The organism is Cupriavidus sp. GW823-FHT06D04 (genome assembly GCF_058795055.1).
In genome coordinates this window covers 18,205-34,138 of record NZ_JBXAHL010000014.1, presented here as the reverse complement: position 1 = coordinate 34,138, position 15,934 = coordinate 18,205, and the positions used below count along the sequence as shown (strand labels likewise).

At 66.5% G+C, this 15,934-nt stretch carries 16 protein-coding genes; 9 read left to right on the top strand and 7 right to left on the bottom strand.

Going from position 1 to position 15,934, the window contains the following annotated elements; genetic code table 11:
* Nucleotides 1-78 precede the first annotated feature (78 nt).
* From AC1Q7H_RS18565 to AC1Q7H_RS18555, 3 genes are read right to left on the bottom strand one after another with little or no spacing between them, the layout of a single operon-like run.
* Entirely contained in the window at nucleotides 79-804 is a 726-nt protein-coding gene (locus tag AC1Q7H_RS18565; RefSeq protein ID WP_153955626.1) for a Coq4 family protein, read from the bottom strand.
* Nucleotides 805-821: 17 nt separating this feature from the next.
* Nucleotides 822-1,805, bottom strand: coding sequence for an alpha/beta fold hydrolase (locus AC1Q7H_RS18560; protein ID WP_492381538.1), 984 nt, complete (start codon nucleotides 1,803-1,805; stop codon nucleotides 822-824).
* The gene (locus AC1Q7H_RS18555) at nucleotides 1,802-3,367 is read right to left on the bottom strand and encodes a flavin-containing monooxygenase (RefSeq protein WP_153955628.1); all 1,566 of its coding nucleotides are present in this window, start codon (nucleotides 3,365-3,367) and stop codon (nucleotides 1,802-1,804) included. The genes AC1Q7H_RS18560 and AC1Q7H_RS18555 overlap by 4 nt, the downstream gene beginning before the upstream one ends.
* 84 nt (nucleotides 3,368-3,451) lie before the next feature.
* Here AC1Q7H_RS18555 and AC1Q7H_RS18550 point away from each other — a divergent pair, with 84 nt between their 5' ends.
* Nucleotides 3,452-4,078, top strand: coding sequence for a TetR/AcrR family transcriptional regulator (locus tag AC1Q7H_RS18550; RefSeq protein ID WP_153955629.1), 627 nt, complete (start codon nucleotides 3,452-3,454; stop codon nucleotides 4,076-4,078).
* 7 nt (nucleotides 4,079-4,085) lie between these two features.
* On the opposite strand, the gene nth is transcribed toward AC1Q7H_RS18550, so the two are convergent.
* Entirely contained in the window at nucleotides 4,086-4,730 is a 645-nt protein-coding gene (gene nth, locus AC1Q7H_RS18545; protein WP_011614905.1) for an endonuclease III, read from the bottom strand.
* Nucleotides 4,727-5,533 carry an electron transport complex subunit RsxB gene (gene rsxB / locus AC1Q7H_RS18540; RefSeq protein WP_211982129.1) on the bottom strand — a complete coding sequence of 269 codons (807 nt, stop codon included), beginning with the start codon at nucleotides 5,531-5,533 and terminating at the stop codon, nucleotides 4,727-4,729. Before rsxB ends, nth begins: the two co-directional genes overlap by 4 nt.
* Nucleotides 5,534-5,828: 295 nt before the next feature.
* On the opposite strand from rsxB, the gene AC1Q7H_RS18535 reads away from it, so the two are divergent.
* A complete protein-coding gene (locus AC1Q7H_RS18535) occupies nucleotides 5,829-6,464 on the top strand; it encodes a TetR/AcrR family transcriptional regulator (RefSeq protein ID WP_013956107.1) in 636 nt (211 codons plus the stop codon).
* Between the two features lie 52 nt (nucleotides 6,465-6,516).
* Here the strand turns inward: AC1Q7H_RS18535 and AC1Q7H_RS18530 are convergent, their stop codons facing one another.
* Together AC1Q7H_RS18530 and AC1Q7H_RS18525 are read right to left on the bottom strand one after the other, a co-directional pair.
* Nucleotides 6,517-7,776: a polyhydroxyalkanoate depolymerase gene (locus AC1Q7H_RS18530; RefSeq protein WP_153955630.1), complete on the bottom strand. Its 1,260-nt coding sequence runs from the start codon at nucleotides 7,774-7,776 to the stop codon at nucleotides 6,517-6,519.
* A 312-nt stretch (nucleotides 7,777-8,088) separates the two neighbouring features.
* Nucleotides 8,089-9,285, bottom strand: a complete 1,197-nt coding sequence (locus AC1Q7H_RS18525; RefSeq protein ID WP_114134620.1) for an amino acid aminotransferase — start codon at nucleotides 9,283-9,285, stop codon at nucleotides 8,089-8,091.
* Between the two features lie 239 nt (nucleotides 9,286-9,524).
* Here AC1Q7H_RS18525 and uvrB point away from each other — a divergent pair, with 239 nt between their 5' ends.
* From uvrB to iscR, 7 genes are all read left to right on the top strand, one after another.
* Complete coding sequence (gene uvrB / locus AC1Q7H_RS18520) at nucleotides 9,525-11,609, top strand: excinuclease ABC subunit UvrB (RefSeq protein ID WP_013956110.1); 2,085 nt, start codon at nucleotides 9,525-9,527, stop codon at nucleotides 11,607-11,609.
* Nucleotides 11,610-11,675: 66 nt separating this feature from the next.
* Nucleotides 11,676-11,975, top strand: a complete 300-nt coding sequence (locus tag AC1Q7H_RS18515) for a putative quinol monooxygenase (protein ID WP_013956111.1) — start codon at nucleotides 11,676-11,678, stop codon at nucleotides 11,973-11,975.
* Nucleotides 11,976-11,997: 22 nt separating this feature from the next.
* The gene (locus AC1Q7H_RS18510; protein ID WP_013956112.1) at nucleotides 11,998-12,219 is read left to right on the top strand and encodes a hypothetical protein; all 222 of its coding nucleotides are present in this window, start codon (nucleotides 11,998-12,000) and stop codon (nucleotides 12,217-12,219) included.
* 32 nt (nucleotides 12,220-12,251) lie between these two features.
* On the top strand, nucleotides 12,252-12,494 hold the full coding sequence (locus tag AC1Q7H_RS18505; protein WP_013956113.1) for a hypothetical protein: 243 nt from the start codon (nucleotides 12,252-12,254) through the stop codon (nucleotides 12,492-12,494).
* Nucleotides 12,495-12,585: 91 nt separating this feature from the next.
* Entirely contained in the window at nucleotides 12,586-13,074 is a 489-nt protein-coding gene (locus AC1Q7H_RS18500; protein WP_013956114.1) for a low molecular weight protein-tyrosine-phosphatase, read from the top strand.
* Nucleotides 13,075-13,161: 87 nt separating this feature from the next.
* Complete coding sequence (locus AC1Q7H_RS18495; RefSeq protein WP_492381537.1) at nucleotides 13,162-15,258, top strand: site-specific recombinase; 2,097 nt, start codon at nucleotides 13,162-13,164, stop codon at nucleotides 15,256-15,258.
* A gap of 105 nt (nucleotides 15,259-15,363) precedes the next feature.
* The gene (gene iscR, locus AC1Q7H_RS18490; RefSeq protein WP_013956116.1) at nucleotides 15,364-15,918 is read left to right on the top strand and encodes a Fe-S cluster assembly transcriptional regulator IscR; all 555 of its coding nucleotides are present in this window, start codon (nucleotides 15,364-15,366) and stop codon (nucleotides 15,916-15,918) included.
* Nucleotides 15,919-15,934: the final 16 nt, after the last annotated feature.

The following is a 15,934-nucleotide window of genomic DNA, read 5'->3' as shown; positions in this document are numbered from 1 at the left end:
GCGCTGCGCACCAACGGTGCCAGACAAAAAAGCGACCCGCCGTGGTCGCTTTTTTTTGTCTGGCGCGCGGCGGCGGCTTCAGGCCGTCCACTCCTGCACGGGATTGCAGGCCAGGTAGCGCTGGGGTTCGGCAATGCCAAGCCGCGCGCGGGCCGCGTCGATGGGTTCATGCAGCAGCCTCTCGTAGTCCTCGCCCAACAGCCATTGGGCGCGGCGGCCCAGCCGGTAGCCCTCCAGCACGGCCCGCGCAAAGGCCAGGCTGCCGCTCACGCGCAGGCTCTTCAGCGACGCCGCGATGGCGATGAAGGCCCAGCCCTTGCCGCCGGTCTGGGCATAGCTGAATGCCACCAGTGCGGCTTCGCCAAGGCTCTCATCGGCCCGGTAGCCGGTAAGCACATGCCAGATGTCGTGGATGTCGCGGGTACGCCGGCCGAACCACATGTAGGCGTCCTCGACCACGGGCTCCTGGTCCAGGTTCGAGACCTTGGCCAGCCCGTCAGCGCTGTAGCCGGTCTGTTCCAGGAAGGCGCGATAGGCCGCGCCCACCGTGCCCGGTGCGAACCTGGCCACGTAGGCGGGATCGGACAGGCGCTCCGCCAGCTCGACGCGCTGGTAGACCATGCGCCGCCCGTCCGGTGTGCTCAGCAGGCGGCTGAAGTTGCGGGGCATGGACGGCCCGTTGAGTGCGCGCATGATGCGGAACACCTGCTCCGTGTCGTTGCCATTCGCCATCAGCTTGCGAACGGCCTGGAACGCGGTGAAGACATCCTGCTTGTAGGGGTTGGAACCGGTGGTGGTGGCCATGGGCGGGGCTCCGTGGATCAGGCGACTTGCGCCTGGGCCGGCGCGGGTACATGCAGCCGGGCGGCGGTGTCGCGGACGAAATCGACGCTGGTATCGACGGCGGTCACCGGCAGCATATGCCCGCCGCTGACCAATGTCAGCGTGGCGCCGGGGACCTTGGCGACAAGCGCTTCGCCATGCTCGGCAAAGTCCAGGATGCGGTCTTCGCGGCCGTAGAGGATACTGACCGGCACGCGCAGCGTGCCATAGCGGTGCAGCAGCGCCGGCAGGCTATGCGCGGCACCGATCAGGTCTTCGGACGCGGCCAGGAAGTGGCAGGGCCGCAGCGCCAGCAGGCCGCCTCCGCGCGTCGGGAAGTCGTCCGGCACCGGGTCCGGGCCGAATACGATGTCCATCACGGCTTCGCGCCGCCGTATCGACATCGGCACCACCAGCGTCCATGCCATCAGCCGGCGCAGCCACGCGCTGTGCACGGTCATGGCCTGGAACACCGGCGAGATCGCCTTGGGCGGGTGCGTGAGCGGCGCGATCAGTGCCAGCCCGCCCACGCGATCGGGGTGGTGGATGGCCAGCGCCAGCGCAATGGCACCGCCCAGCGAATGGCCCACCACCAGCGGACGCTCCAGGCCAAGCTTGTCGCACAGCGCGGCGAGCGCCGCGGCCTGCGCCGGCAGGTCCGCGGCGCTGCCCGGCGTGCGTGTGGAGTGGCCCGCGCCGGGGCGGTCGACGGCGATCACGCGGAAGTGCTCGGCAAGCGGCCCGATCATGCCGTAGCTAAAATTCTCAAGCTGGCCAGACAAGCCATGCACCAGCAGCACCGCCGGGCCCTGGCCGCGCTCCACCACATGCAGCCGCGCGCCGGGCACCTCGACAAAGCGGCCGGGCGGCGGCATGGCGGCTTCGATGCGCCGGGCGGTGCGCCACGTGTACAGATACAGCGACGCGCCCAGCACCAGGATCAGCCCGATCAGCACCGCGAAGACGGTCAGGACGATGGTCATGATTGCACCTCGCTGGCGGCAACGGCCGGCACCGTGTTTTTGTTCGTGGTGTCCTGGCTGTCCCGGTGCGCCCGGTGTGCCAGGGGAGAGGGAGGCGGGACATCGAACTGCAACACGCCGTCTGCGACGCGCCCGTGCCGAATCGTCAGCAGGTCCTTCAGGTAGTTCTGGTGCACGCGCCATGGCTTGCGATGCCCTTGCCGGGGCAGCACGGTGGCGGCACGCTGCACGTAGCCGGAGGTGAAATCCAGGAACGGGGTCGGCTCAACGTCAGCGGGGGCGCGCGGCACGGCAATGCGGTGGGCGTGGCGATCCATATGACGCAGCAGGCGGCAGACGTACTCGGCTGTGAGGTCGGCCTTGAGCGTCCACGAGGCATTGGTGTACCCGAAGGCCAGCACCAGGTTGGGCACATCGCTCAGCATCATCCCCTTGTAGGCCAGGCATTCGGCGGGGCGGCGCGGCTGGCCGTCTACAGTGAGCGCAATGTCGCCCAGCATGTTCAGCTTCAGGCCGGTGGCCACCACCACGACATCCGCGGCCAGCGTCTTGCCGCTGGCCAGCACGATGCCGTCTTCGGTAAACCGGTCGATGGTGTCGGTCACCACCGATGCGTGCCCGTCGCGGATCGCGCGGAACAGGTCGCCGTCGGGCACCAGGCACAGGCGCTGGTCCCACGGCCTGTAGCGGGGCGTGAAGTGGGTGCCGACGTCATAGCCTGGCGTCAGTTGCGCTGCCGCCATGCCGATCAGGCGCTGCCTGACGCGATCCGGCCGGCGCCGCGCCAGCTGGAAGAACATCATGCCCAGCAGCACGTTCTTCCAGCGCGTGGCGGCGTAGGCCAGCCGCTCCGGCAGGATGCGGCGCAGCTTGTGGGCGATGGCGTCCTCGCCGGGGCGCGTCACGATATAGGTGGGAGAGCGCTGCAGCATCGTCACGTGCGCGGCGCTCTTCGCCATGGCCGGCACCAGCGTGACCGCCGTGGCGCCGCTGCCGATCACCACCACGCGCTTGCCGGCGTAGTCGAGCGATTCGTCCCAGAACTGCGGATGCACCATGCTGCCGCGGAATTGTTCTTCGCCTGCAAATTCGGGCCGGTGGCCCTCGGCATAGCTGTAATAGCCCGCGCACACATAGAGCAAGCGTGCGCGCAGGCGCAGCCGGCTGTGGTCCGCCGTGCGTTTGGCTTCGACCGTCCAGCAGGCTGCGGCGCTGTCCCATGCCGCGCTGACGACCCGATGGCCAAAGCGGATATGTGACGTGATGCCGGCCTCTTCGGCGGTTTCGCGGATATAGGCGCGAATCGACGGCCCGTCGGCGATGGCCTTGGCGCCGCGCCAGGGCTTGAAGCGGTAGCCCAGCGTGTACATGTCCGAATCCGAGCGGATGCCGGGGTAGCGGAACAGGTCCCAGGTACCGCCCATGGCCTCGCGCGCCTCCAGGATGGCGTAGCGCTTGCCGGGGCAGCGCATTTGCAGCTGGCGCGCGGCGCCAATGCCGGACAGGCCGGCGCCTACGATCAGGACATCGAGGACTGCGTCATCGGAACTTGGGGCGGTCATGGCGGATCCGGACGAGTGGCACTTCTGACAACATAGATTGTCAGAAGCGATCCGGCAAGTAATCTGACAATAGGGAATGTCATAATGGCGCACATGACGACCGAGCTCACCCCCGCGCGCCGCTACCGCGGCGCCGAAGCCGAAGAACGACGTGCCCAGCGCCGTGTGCAGCTGATTGCCGCGGCCGTGCAGGTCTACGGCGAGCGCGGCTACCAGAACGCCACCGTCAAGGCCGTGTGCGAGGCCGCGGGCCTGACCGAACGGTATTTCTATGAGTCGTTCGCCAACAGCGAGGCCTTGCTGCTGGCATCGTTTCAAACAGTGACCCACCGCTTGCTGCACACCCTCGCCCTGGCGGGCGAGGGGGGCGGAGGCGATGGCCAGCAACGCGCGCTGGCCATGCTGCGCGCCTATTTCGGGGCGCTGCAGCGCGAGCCGCGTTCAGCGCGGGTGTTCCTGGTGGAAATCCGCGGCGTCAGCAAGCTGGTCGACGGGGCGTTGGCGGAGTCGCTGGATGAATTCGGCGGGCTGCTGGCGCAAGCGCTGCTGCCGCCGGGACGCAAGCTGGATCCGTTGCTGACGGCGGGGGTGGCGGGCGGGGTGGTCCACATCGCCCTGCGCTGGATCACACACGGCTACGCGCCCGATGTGGAGGTGGTCGCGCGCACGGCGCTACAGCTGGCCTTGGTGTTGGCGCACGAGCCGGACTAGCCTCGGGTCACAACTGCGGCGCCGGCGTCTTTTCCCTGAACTCGCATAGCGGCTCGATCACGCAGTGCCAGCACTCGGGCTTGCGCGCCTTGCAGACGTAGCGGCCGTGCAGGATCAGCCAGTGGTGGGCATCGTGCAGGAACTCATGCGGCACGCACTTGAGTAGCTTTTGCTCGACGATCTGCACAGTCTTGCCCGGCGCCAGCCCGGTGCGGTTCGCTACCCGGAAGATGTGCGTGTCCACCGCGATGGTGGGCTCGCCGAACGCGGTGTTGAGCACCACGTTGGCGGTCTTGCGGCCCACGCCCGGCAGTGCCTCCAGCGCTTCGCGCTCGGGCGGGACCTTGCCGCCGTGGCGCTCGACCAGGATGCGGCAGGTTTCGATCACGTGCTTCGCCTTGGTCTTGTACAGCCCGATGGTTTTGATGTACTCGCTGAGGCCGGCTTCGCCCAGGTCCAGCATCTGCCGCGGGGTATGCGCCACCGGGAACAGCCGCCGCGTGGCCTTGTTGACGCCGACGTCGGTCGCCTGCGCCGACAGCAGCACGGCGATCAGCAGCTCGAACGGCGAGCTGTATTCCAGTTCGGTGGCCGGGGCAGGGTTGGTTTCGCGCAGCGTCTCAAAGATGGCACGGCACTTGGCGGCGTTCATTTTTCTTCTGGGTCGGTATTGGCGTTCTGGTCGGATCCAGGCCTGGTAAGCCCTGCGCGCGCGCGCCGTGCTTCGGCGGCGTCGATCTGGGCCTGCACCGCAGCCGAGACATTTTCCGTGTTGCGCGGTTGCGCGGCCTGCTGCTTCTGCCGGGCGCGTTCGATCGCGGCCTGGATGATGGCGCGCTTGCGTTCCTGCGCGGCGCGCTCGGCATCGTTCTCCGGCGCTTCGGCCTGCACCGCGGCCAGCTTGGCGGCGGCCTTGGCGGCCAGGCGCGCGTCGTTTTCCTCGCGCTCGCGCACCAGCCGCGCATTGCGCGCCAGGTAGCGCGCGTGCGCGGCATCGGCCTGCGCCTGCGACCACGCGGCCCAGCCGGTGCGTTCGCCGGTGACCGGGACCATGTCGATGCAGTCGACCGGGCAGGGCGCCACGCACAGGTCGCAGCCGGTGCACCAGTCAGGGATCACCGTATGCATCTGCTTGGCGGCGCCGGCAATCGCATCGACCGGGCAGGCCTGGATGCAAAGCGTGCAGCCGATGCAAAGGCTCTCGTCGATGCGGGCCACCGCGCGCGGCTGTTCGCTGCCGCGTTCCGGGTCCAGCGGCAGCGGTTCGGTGCCCAGCACCGCGGCCAGGCGCACGATGCCTTCCGCGCCGCCGGGCGGGCAGCGGTTGCAGGCGGCTTCGCCGTTGGCCATGGCTTCAGCGTAGGGGCGGCAGCCGTTGAAGCCGCATTTGGTGCACTGGGTCTGGGGCAGCAGCGCTTCGATGCGGTCGGCGAGGGACTTGACGGCGGGATTCACGACTACGGGCAGGAAATCAGGGGACAAAACAGGGACCAAGGCCGGATCAGAACGGTCAAGACACGAAATTTGCGGGGCACTGTGAGGGTTTGGCGACATAACAGCCGAACCCTGCGGCGGACAATAGGCCAGCGACCCTGCGGCACCGGGATCTCTGTGAACCCCTGCGAGCCATCGCGCCGCAAGGATTATCCCCGATTTCGCCGGCGGGCAGAAACGGCGATGATGCGCGCACCGCCGGATTGCCGCATTCCGGCCTATGCCATAATCCGCGCAACGATCGACCAGCCACCCCATGTCAACTGAGCCCAAGACCAAACGCGACCCGGAAGGGACGCGCCGACGCATCCTCGCTGCGGCCACCGAGGAATTCGCCAAGGGGGGTCTGGCCGGCGCCCGCGTCGACCAGATTGCCCGGCGTGCGGAGACTAACGAACGCATGCTGTACTACTACTACGGCAGCAAGGAAGGCCTCTTCCTGGCGGTGCTCGAGAAGCAATACGCCAATTTCCGCGCTGACGAGGAGCAGTTGCACCTCGTTGACGAAGACCCGGTCCAGGGCGTGCGCACGCTGGCGCGCTTCGTCTGGGACTGGTATTACGAGCATCCGGAGTTCATCCGCCTGGTCAACAGCGAGAACCTGCACGAGGCCCGGCACCTGAAGAAGTCGGCGCAGCTGCAGCAGCTGATCAACCCGGTGGTGGATGTGCTGGCCGACGTGATCCGGCGCGGGCAGGAACAAGGCGTGTTCCGCGACAATATCGACGTGCCGCAGTTCTACCTGACGATTTCCGCGCTGGGCTACTACGTGCTGTCCAACCGCTACACCATCAGTGCCGTGATCGGCCGCGACGTGGCCTCGCAGCAGGAGCATGAGCGCTTTGCCGAGCTGCACTCGGAAATGCTGCTCAGCTACCTGAAGAAGCACTGAACCTCCCGGCCCGGCCCCGCAAGAAGAAACGCCCGCGATCGCGGGCGTTTTTTTACTTGGTGGCCGAGGCCTGGTGGTACTTGCGGATAAAGTCGCGCAGCTGCGGGTAGATCTCCTCGCGCCAGCGCCGGCCCGAGAAGATGCCGTAGTGGCCGCAGTGTTCCGCATTCAGATGCTGCTTGCGGGCTTTCGGGATGCCGGCGCACAGGTCGTGCGCCGCGGCGGTCTGGCCCGCGCCGGAGATGTCGTCCAACTCGCCCTCGACGGTCATCAGCGCGGTGCTCTTGATGTCCTGCGGCCGCACCGGATTGCCGTCGATGGCCCAGGTGCCGTTGGCCAGGCGGAACTCCTGGAACACCTCGCGGATGGTGTCGAGGTAATACTCGGCGGCCATGTCGAGCACCGCGTTGTATTCGTCGTAGAAGCGCACGTGGGCGTCGGCGTCGTCCGCATCGCCCTCGACCAGGCTCAGGTAGAAGTCATAGTGCGAGGAAAGGTGCCGGTCCGGGTTCATCGCCACGAAACCGGCATGCTGCAAAAAGCCCGGGTAGACGCGGCGCCCGTGGCCGGGGTAGTTGGCCGGCACGGTGTAGATGACGTTGTTCTCGAACCACTCGAACGACTTGTTGGTCGCCAGCGAGTTGACCGCGGTGGGGCTCTTGCGGGCGTCGATCGGGCCGCCCATCATCGTCATGGTGCGCGGCGTCTTCTCGCCGGCCGAGGCCATCAGCGAGATCGCGGCCAGCACCGGTACCGTGGGCTGGCACACCGAGATCACATGCAGGTTCTCGGCGCCGATGTGGCGGATGAATTCCTGGATGTAGTAGATGTAGTCGGACAGGCGGAACGTGCCATCCTCCACCGGCACCATGCGTGCGTCGATCCAGTCGGTCACATAGACCTTGTGGTCCTGCAGCAGCGTGCGCACCGTGTCGCGCAGCAGCGTGGCATGGTGGCCCGACAGCGGCGCGGCCACCAGCACCACCGGCTCATCCTTGAGCAGCTTGATGGTATCCGGGTCGTCGGCATAGCGCTTGAAGCGCACCAGCTTGCAGAAGGGCTTCTCGAGCACGGTCTGCTCGACGATGGGGATGTCGCGCCCGTTGGAGCGCACCGACTTGATGTCGAATGCCGGTTTTTCGTATTCCTTGCCGAGCCGGTACAGCAGTTCATAGCCGGCAGCCAGGCGGGGTGCGCCGGGAACCAGCGAGAGCGGGCTGAGGGGGTTGGTGAAGGTCTTGGCCGTCGCCTGGGCCCACGCGGTCAGCGGGTGCAGGATCGAACGCTGGAACTCATGCAATTGGTAGAGCATGCCTTTTCTGCCTGGGGTCTAGCTATGAGGTACGTACTACCAGGTACTAATGTACTGACAATACACCGTGGATCGTGGCGCCGATTATGCCCTTAACCGAACGACCGTGCTAACGATCTTGCTCTGCAGCATATACCTTAAAGTACATCCATTGCTGCGGAAAACAATAAGGTAAAAGGCTGATTTCTGGATGACATTTGGCTGAAAAATTGCAAACAAATGCAAAAAGCGGCCGAAGCCGCTTTTTGTGCATTGCTTTGTGACGCTTGCGCCAGTCGCCACTTGTTGCGGTGTGGCGATTTCAAAGGGCTTTTACATCACAGCTGCGATTGCATCGACGACGGCGTCGATGTTGCGGCTGTTCAGCGCGGCCACGCAGATGCGGCCGGTGCCGACGGCGTAGATGCCGTGCTCATTGCGCAGGCGATCCACCTGGGCCGAGGTCAGGCCCGAGTACGAGAACATGCCGCGCTGTGCCTTGACGAAGGAGAAGTCGCCCGGCACGCCCTTGGCGGCCAGCTTGTCCACCAGCGCATGGCGCATCAGCTTGATGCGGTCGCGCATCTCGGCCAGTTCTTCTTCCCACATGGCGCGCAGTTCCGGGCTGTTCAGCACGCTGGCGACCACGGTGCCGCCGTGCGTCGGCGGATTGGAATAGTTGGTGCGGATCACGCGCTTGACCTGCGACATCACGCGCTGCGCTTCTTCCTTGCTGGTGGTGACGATCGACAGCGCGCCCACGCGCTCGCCGTACAGCGAGAAGCTCTTCGAGAACGAGCTCGACACGAAGAAGGGCAGGCCGGAGTCCGCGAACAGGCGCACGGCGGCGCCGTCCGGATCGATGCCGTCGGCAAAGCCCTGGTAGGCCATGTCCAGGAACGGGATCAGGTTGCGTTCCTTGACCAGTTCCACCACCTGCTTCCACTGCTCGGGCGACAGGTCCACGCCGGTCGGGTTGTGGCAGCAGGCGTGCAGCACGACGATGGTGTTGGCCGGGAACGACTTGAGCGATTCCACCATGCCGGCAAAGTTCAGGCCGTGGCTGGGGGCGTCGTAGTAGGCATAGTTGACCACCGGGAAGCCGGCGGATTCGAACAGTGCGCGGTGGTTTTCCCAGCTCGGGTCGCTGATGGCGACCTTGGCGTCCGGGTACAGGCGCTTCAGGAAGTCGGCGCCGATCTTCAGCGCGCCGGTGCCGCCGAGTGCCTGTGCCGTCACTACGCGGCCTTCGGTGATCAGCGGCGATTCCTTGCCGAACAGCAGCGTCTGCACGGCCTGGTCATAGGCGGCGATACCTTCGATCGGCAGGTAGCCACGCGGGGTGGCGGTGGTCAGACGGGCCTTTTCTGCCTCCTGGACGGCGCGCAGCAGGGGGATTTTCCCTTCGTCGGTGAAGTACACGCCAACGCCCAGGTTGACCTTGGTCGGGCGGGTATCGGCATTGAAGGCTTCGTTGAGGCCCAGGATCGGGTCGCGCGGGGCCATCTCGACGGCAGAAAACAAACTCATTTGGAATCTCGTGGTCGGCAATGAATGAAAACGGGAAGGCGTAGAATGCTTCGGACTGCGCTGGCGGCTGGCAGGCCCCGTTCCCTTCCGGCGGGAAGTGGCTTGAAGCGGGGGCTGTCAACCCCAAGATTCTAGCGTATCCGCCCGTTTTCCTGAGGTTTTTCCCTAATCTCGCCGCGCCTTCTTTCGTTATTTCTTTCCTTACTCGTACCGCTACCTCTCCAGCCACCACGCCCCTTATGTCGAACCTTGCCGAAGCCGCGCCGGCCCTGGACGAAGACAAATTCGTCACATTTCCCGGCTCCCCGTTCCAGCTGTACCAGCCGTTCCCGCCCGCCGGCGACCAGCCGGAGGCCATCCGGCAGCTGGTGGAGGGCGTGGACGACGGCCTGTCGTTCCAGACGCTGCTGGGCGTCACGGGCTCGGGCAAGACCTTCACCATGGCCAACGTGATTGCCCGCATGGGGCGGCCGGCCATCGTGTTTGCCCCGAACAAGACGCTGGCGGCGCAGCTCTATGCGGAATTCCGTGAATTCTTCCCGCGCAACGCCGTCGAGTACTTCGTCAGCTACTACGACTACTACCAGCCCGAGGCCTACGTCCCGCAGCGCGACCTGTTTATCGAGAAGGACTCGTCGATCAACGAGCATATCGAGCAGATGCGGCTGTCTGCGACCAAGAGCCTGCTGGAGCGCCGCGACACCATCATCGTGGCAACCGTCTCGGCGATCTATGGTATCGGCAACCCGACCGAATACCACCAGATGATTCTCACCTTGCGGGCCGGCGACAAGATCAGCCAGCGCGACGTGATCGCGCGCCTGATCGCGATGCAGTACACCCGCAACGAGACCGACTTCCAGCGCGGCACCTTCCGCGTGCGTGGCGACACCATCGATATCTTCCCGGCCGAGCATGCCGAGATGGCGGTGCGGCTGGAGATGTTCGATGACGAAGTCGAGTCGCTGCATTTCTTCGACCCGCTCACGGGCCGCGTGCGCCAGAAGATCCCGCGCTTCACGGTCTACCCGTCGAGCCACTATGTGACCCCACGCGAGACCGTGCTGCGCGCGATCGAGGCGATCAAGTCGGAGCTGCGCGAGCGCCTCGAGTTCTTCCACAAGGAAAACCGGCTGGTGGAGGCGCAGCGGCTGGAGCAGCGCACCCGCTTCGACCTGGAAATGCTGTCCGAGCTGGGCTTCTGCAAGGGCATCGAGAACTATTCGCGGCACCTGTCCGGTGCACGCCCCGGCGATCCGCCGCCGACGCTGGTCGACTACCTGCCGCCGGATGCGCTGATGTTCCTGGACGAGTCGCACGTGCTGATCGGCCAGCTCAACGGCATGTACAACGGCGACCGCGCGCGCAAGACCACGCTGGTGGAGTACGGCTTCCGGCTCCCGTCGGCGCTGGACAACCGGCCGCTGAAGTTCGACGAATTCGAGCGCAAGATGCGCCAGGTGATGTTTGTCTCGGCCACGCCGGCGCAGTTCGAGCAGGAGAATGCCGGGCAGGTGGTGGAGCAGGTGGTGCGTCCGACCGGGCTGGTCGATCCCATCATCCTGGTGCGCCCGGCGACCACGCAGGTGGACGACCTGGTGTCCGAGATCCACGCCCGCGTCGAGGCCGGCGAACGCGTGCTGGTGACCACGCTGACCAAGCGCATGGCCGAGCAGCTGACTGAGTTCCTGTCCGAGAACGGGGTCAAGGTGCGCTACCTGCACTCGGACATCGACACCGTCGAGCGCGTGGAGATCATCCGCGACCTGCGCCTGGGCACCTTCGACGTGCTGGTGGGCATCAACCTGCTGCGCGAGGGCCTGGATATTCCCGAGGTGTCGCTGGTGGCAATCCTCGATGCGGACAAGGAAGGCTTCCTGCGCGCCGAGCGCTCGCTGATCCAGACCATCGGCCGCGCCGCGCGCAACGTCAACGGTACCGCCATCCTGTACGCGGACCGCATGACCGAGTCGATGAAGAAGGCCATTGGCGAGACCGAGCGCCGCCGCGCCAAGCAGATCGCCTTCAACGAGGCCAACGGCATCACGCCGCGCGGTGTGGTCAAGCGCATCAAGGACATCATCGACGGCGTCTACAGCGTCAGCGATGCCAAGGCCGAGCTGCTGGCGGCGCAGGAGCAGGCCCGCTACGAGGACATGAGCGAGAAGCAGGTCTCCAAGGAAATCAAGCGCCTGGAGAAGCTTATGCTTGACCATGCCCGCAACCTGGAATTCGAGCAGGCGGCGCAGGTGCGCGACCAGCTGGCCAAGCTCAAGGCACAGGTGTTCGGCGCCAGCGGAGATGGCGCGCTGCCGCCCGCCTGATACGCGTGGTGCCGGCTCCGGCTGGCCTATAGTGAAATGCGTCACACCTGATCCGGGAGGCGCATCATGGTAAAACTTGGGCTGTGGGTACCGCTGGAGGCCAGGCCGGGCAAGGAGCAGGAGGTTGAGCAGTTCCTGCGCGACGGGCTCGCGCTGGTGGAGCAGGAGGCCGGCACCACGGCCTGGTTCGCGCTGCGGCTGGGCCCGTCGATGTTCGGCATCTTTGATGCCTTCCCCGATGAGTCAGCGCGCGAGGCGCACCTCGGCGGCAAGGTTGCCGCGGCGCTGATGGCCAGGGCGCCGGAGCTGTTCATGGGGACGCCGCCGATCCAGAAGCTGGAGGTGGTGGCGGCCAAGCTGCCTTGATGGCGAACGACAAGGAGCTACGATGGAACGCCAGTTTGAATACGGCGGCTACGCGGTCGTGGTCAGCGCGGTCCCGAATGCCGCCGGCGGGTTTGCGGCGCAGATGCGCATCGCCGATGCCTTCGGCGAGCCTTCCGGCCCCAGCTTCGAGGCGATTGCGGGCGATGCGCCCACGCCCGAAGGGGCCATCGCGCTGGCGGAGGCCGGCGCCATGCGGGCGATCGACGCCGGCGAGGTCAACTAGCCAGGCACCCCCATTTTCCGTGGAGAACCACAATGACCGAAATCGGTGAATGGAAGAAGAAGGTCTATGAAACCCACGAAGTGCAGGTCCAGGTCAGGCAGCGCTCACAGAGCGAATGGTCCTACACCGTGCGCGTCTGCCGCCCCGGCACCAATATCCGCGCCGCTGGCACGCTGACCGAGACCTCGCGCATCACCGAGCACTATAAATCGCGCGAAGCCGCGGAAGTGGCCGGGTTTGCGCACGGCGAGCGGCTGGCCAAGCAACTGGCCTGAAGGGCTGCGGGTAGAATTGCGGGCTGTCCGGCCGGCGGCCCTGCCGAGGGCCGGTGCGCCTGCCATTCCACTCCCGCCAAGTTGTGATCCGATGAAGACATACGCCATCCTGATGTGTTGCATGGGAAACATCTGCCGTTCCCCGACGGCGGAGGGCGTGCTGCGCGCCAAGCTGGCGGAGGCCGGGCTGGACGCGCTGGTGGAGCTGGATTCGGCGGGCACGCATGAATACCACCTCGGCCGCGCGCCCGATCCCCGCACCCAGCGCCACGCGCTGCAGCGCGGCTATGACCTGTCCGCGCTGCGCGCGCGCAAGGTCGGGCTGCCGGACTTCGATCGCTTCGACCTGATCCTGGCGATGGACCGCGAGAACCTGGCCGGCCTGGCGCGGCTGCGCCCCGATGCCGGCGAAAAGCTGCGCCTGCTGATGAGCTTCGCCACCCGCCACGACGCCGACGAGGTGCCGGACCCGTACTACGGCGAAGGCGATGGCTTCGAGCGCGTGCTCGACTACATCGAAGATGCCTGCGAGGGCCTGGTGGCCGAGCTGCGCCAGCGCCTGCAAGGCAACGCCGGCTGATCCGGGCACCCGCCCCGTCGCCTTTTCTGCGGCCCGCGCCGCGACGCCACGAGCGCCGCGGCCGGCGGCCCGATCCCACGAGAATCCATGCTTCGCAAACTGTTCCGCAAATGGCGCGAATCGCGCAATGCCAGCCTGCAGCTCGACGCCATCCTGGCCGCGGCCGATCCTGAGGCCCCGCTGGCCGAGCGCAACGGCTGGCTGATCGAGCTGGGCTTCTGGATCCGCCGCGATGGCGGGCTGGGCGCCGATGCCGGCAGCCAGGAACCCGGCACGGACCGCAGCCACCCCGAGCATGTGCGGCTGCGCTACCTGCTGCAGGTGCTGGAGCGGCATCCCGACTGGGCCGAACGTTTTGCCCTGACCGTGCGCAGCCTGGTGCGCGAGAACGACCCGACCGGACTGTTCTGCGATACCGGCGTGGCCCTGCACCCGGGCTTCGTCAGCGAGATGGTGGGCCGGCTGCAGAACCGCTTCCTGCCGCCGCCGCCCAACCGCAGCGACATGGCGGGGCTGTTTGCGCTGGTGTTCGTCGGTGATAAAGACGCGGAGTGGGTCGAGGCCGTCGACGATGAGCTGCTGGCCCGGCTGGCGCGCGTGCTGCAGGCCGGCAGCACCAAGGGCGAAGCGGCGGGCATGGCGCACTATCGCGATGCGCTGGGCCAGACGCTGGCCACCAGCATCGCGGTGCTGGTCAGCCAGGTGCGCGCCACCGGCCTGAGCCAGGCGATCCGTTCGCGCCTGGCCGGGCGCGTGGACGAGACGCCGTTCTTCCGCCTGGACGAGGCCGTCCAGGCCTTGCGTGAAGAGGGCCTGCGCCATGACGACAACAGCTTCGGCCATCGCCTGAACTATTTCCGCGCGCTGCTGGACGGCTGCCATGCCGCGATCCGCCATGTGTATGAAGACCTGGAAGAAAACGGCGTATCGATCGAGGTGGTGTTCCAGATCGAGCGCATGAAGGTGCAGCTCAGCCGCATCGAGCTGCTGCTGGCGGCCTGGGTCGAGCCCCACCGGCCCGGCATGCATGCGCACCTGGTGGCGGAACTGATCCGATCGACCCAGGCCCGGCGCAGCATCTCGCACCTGGCCGGCACCTCGTTCGCGCAGCTGGCGCGCAAGGTGGTGGAGCGCTCGGCCGAGACCGGCGAGCACTACATCACGCGCGACCGCAAGGAATACGCCGAACTGGTGCGCGCCGCAGCCGGCGGCGGCCTGGTCTCGGTCGCCACGGTGTACCTGAAGTTCCTGATCTACGGCCTGCACCTGGACAAGTTCAGTGAGGGGTTGCTGGCCTCGCTCAACTACGCCGGCAGCTTCCTGGCCATCCACTTTGCGCACTTCACGCTGGCGACCAAGCAGCCGGCCATGACCGGCCCCGCGCTGGCGCACCGGCTGGACGGGGCAGGGCGGCCGGAAGGGCGCGAGATATTCGTCGACGACACCATCGCCATGATCCGTTCCAACGCGGCGGCGATTGTCGGCAACCTGGCGGTGGTGTTCCCGGTGGCGCTGGGGATCCAGTGGCTGGCGCACAAGCTGCTGAGCGCCAACCTGATCACGCCGGCCAAGGCGATTGCCACCATCGAATCGTTCTCGATCCTGGGCCCGACACCGCTCTACGCCGCCTTCACCGGCGTGCTGCTGTGGCTGTCCAGCCTGATTGCGGGCTGGGCCGACAACTGGTTCGCGCTGCACCGCGTGCATGACGTGATGGCCTACAACCGGCGCCTGCGCTACGTGCTGGGTGCACGCGGCGCCACCCGGCTGGCGGATTTCTGGAAGCGTAACCTGTCGGGCATTGTCGCCAATGTGTCGCTGGGCTTGCTGCTGGGGTTGGGGCCGGAAATCCTGAGCTTCTTCGGGCCGCATATGGAAGTGCGTCATGTGACGCTGTCGACCGGCTCGGTCGGCGCGGCCATCGGCGTGCTGGGGATGGATGCGCTGCGCATGCCGTCGCTGTGGCTGGCGGTGGCGGGCATTGCGCTGATGGGGATGCTGAACGTGGCGGTGAGCTTCGCGCTGGCGTTCAATATGGCGCTGCGGTCACGCAACCTGCGGCGCGTGGACCGCGCCGAACTGAGCGCGGCCGTGCGGCGGCGCATCCTGACGCACCCGCTGTCGCTGGTGATGCCGCCGCGCGTGGCAGGCCCGGAGACGGCCGCAGGCGGGCGCGAAGCGTGATGGGGACGTGGTGCGGTGCGGCAGGGTAGTTGACTGAATTAGTCGGGTACCTTTATACTTGACGGAAACGATCAAGTATTGGCATCACCCCCAGAGCCCTGCACCATGAGACTGACCACCAAAGGCCGCTTCGCGGTCACTGCGATGATCGACCTGGCCATGCGCCAGGACCAGGGACCGGTCACGCTCGCCGGCATCAGCCAGCGGCAAAAGATCTCGTTGTCCTATCTGGAGCAGCTGTTTGGCAAGCTGCGCCGGCACGAGATCGTTGAAAGCGTGCGCGGCCCGGGCGGCGGCTACAGTCTGGCGCGCAAGGCCGAAGACGTCACCGTGGCGGACATCATCATCGCCGTGGACGAGCCCCTGGATGCCACCCAATGCGGCGGCAAGGGCAATTGTAACGGAGATGACGGCTCCGGGCGCTGCATGACCCACGAACTGTGGGCCACGCTGAACCAGAAGATGGTCGAGTACCTCGACTCCGTTTCCCTCAAGAACCTGGTGGACCAGCAGCGCGAGCGCCAGCCTGCCGTGCTGCACGACATGCGCGAAGACGCCGCGCAGCCGGTCGCGACCGCTGCGCGCGGCAAGGCCGACAAGCAGGAAAAGCCGGTCCGGGCCAGAATGGTGAATTCAGTTTTCAGCCTGGCGCAGTCCTGAGCGTGCCCAGGCAACG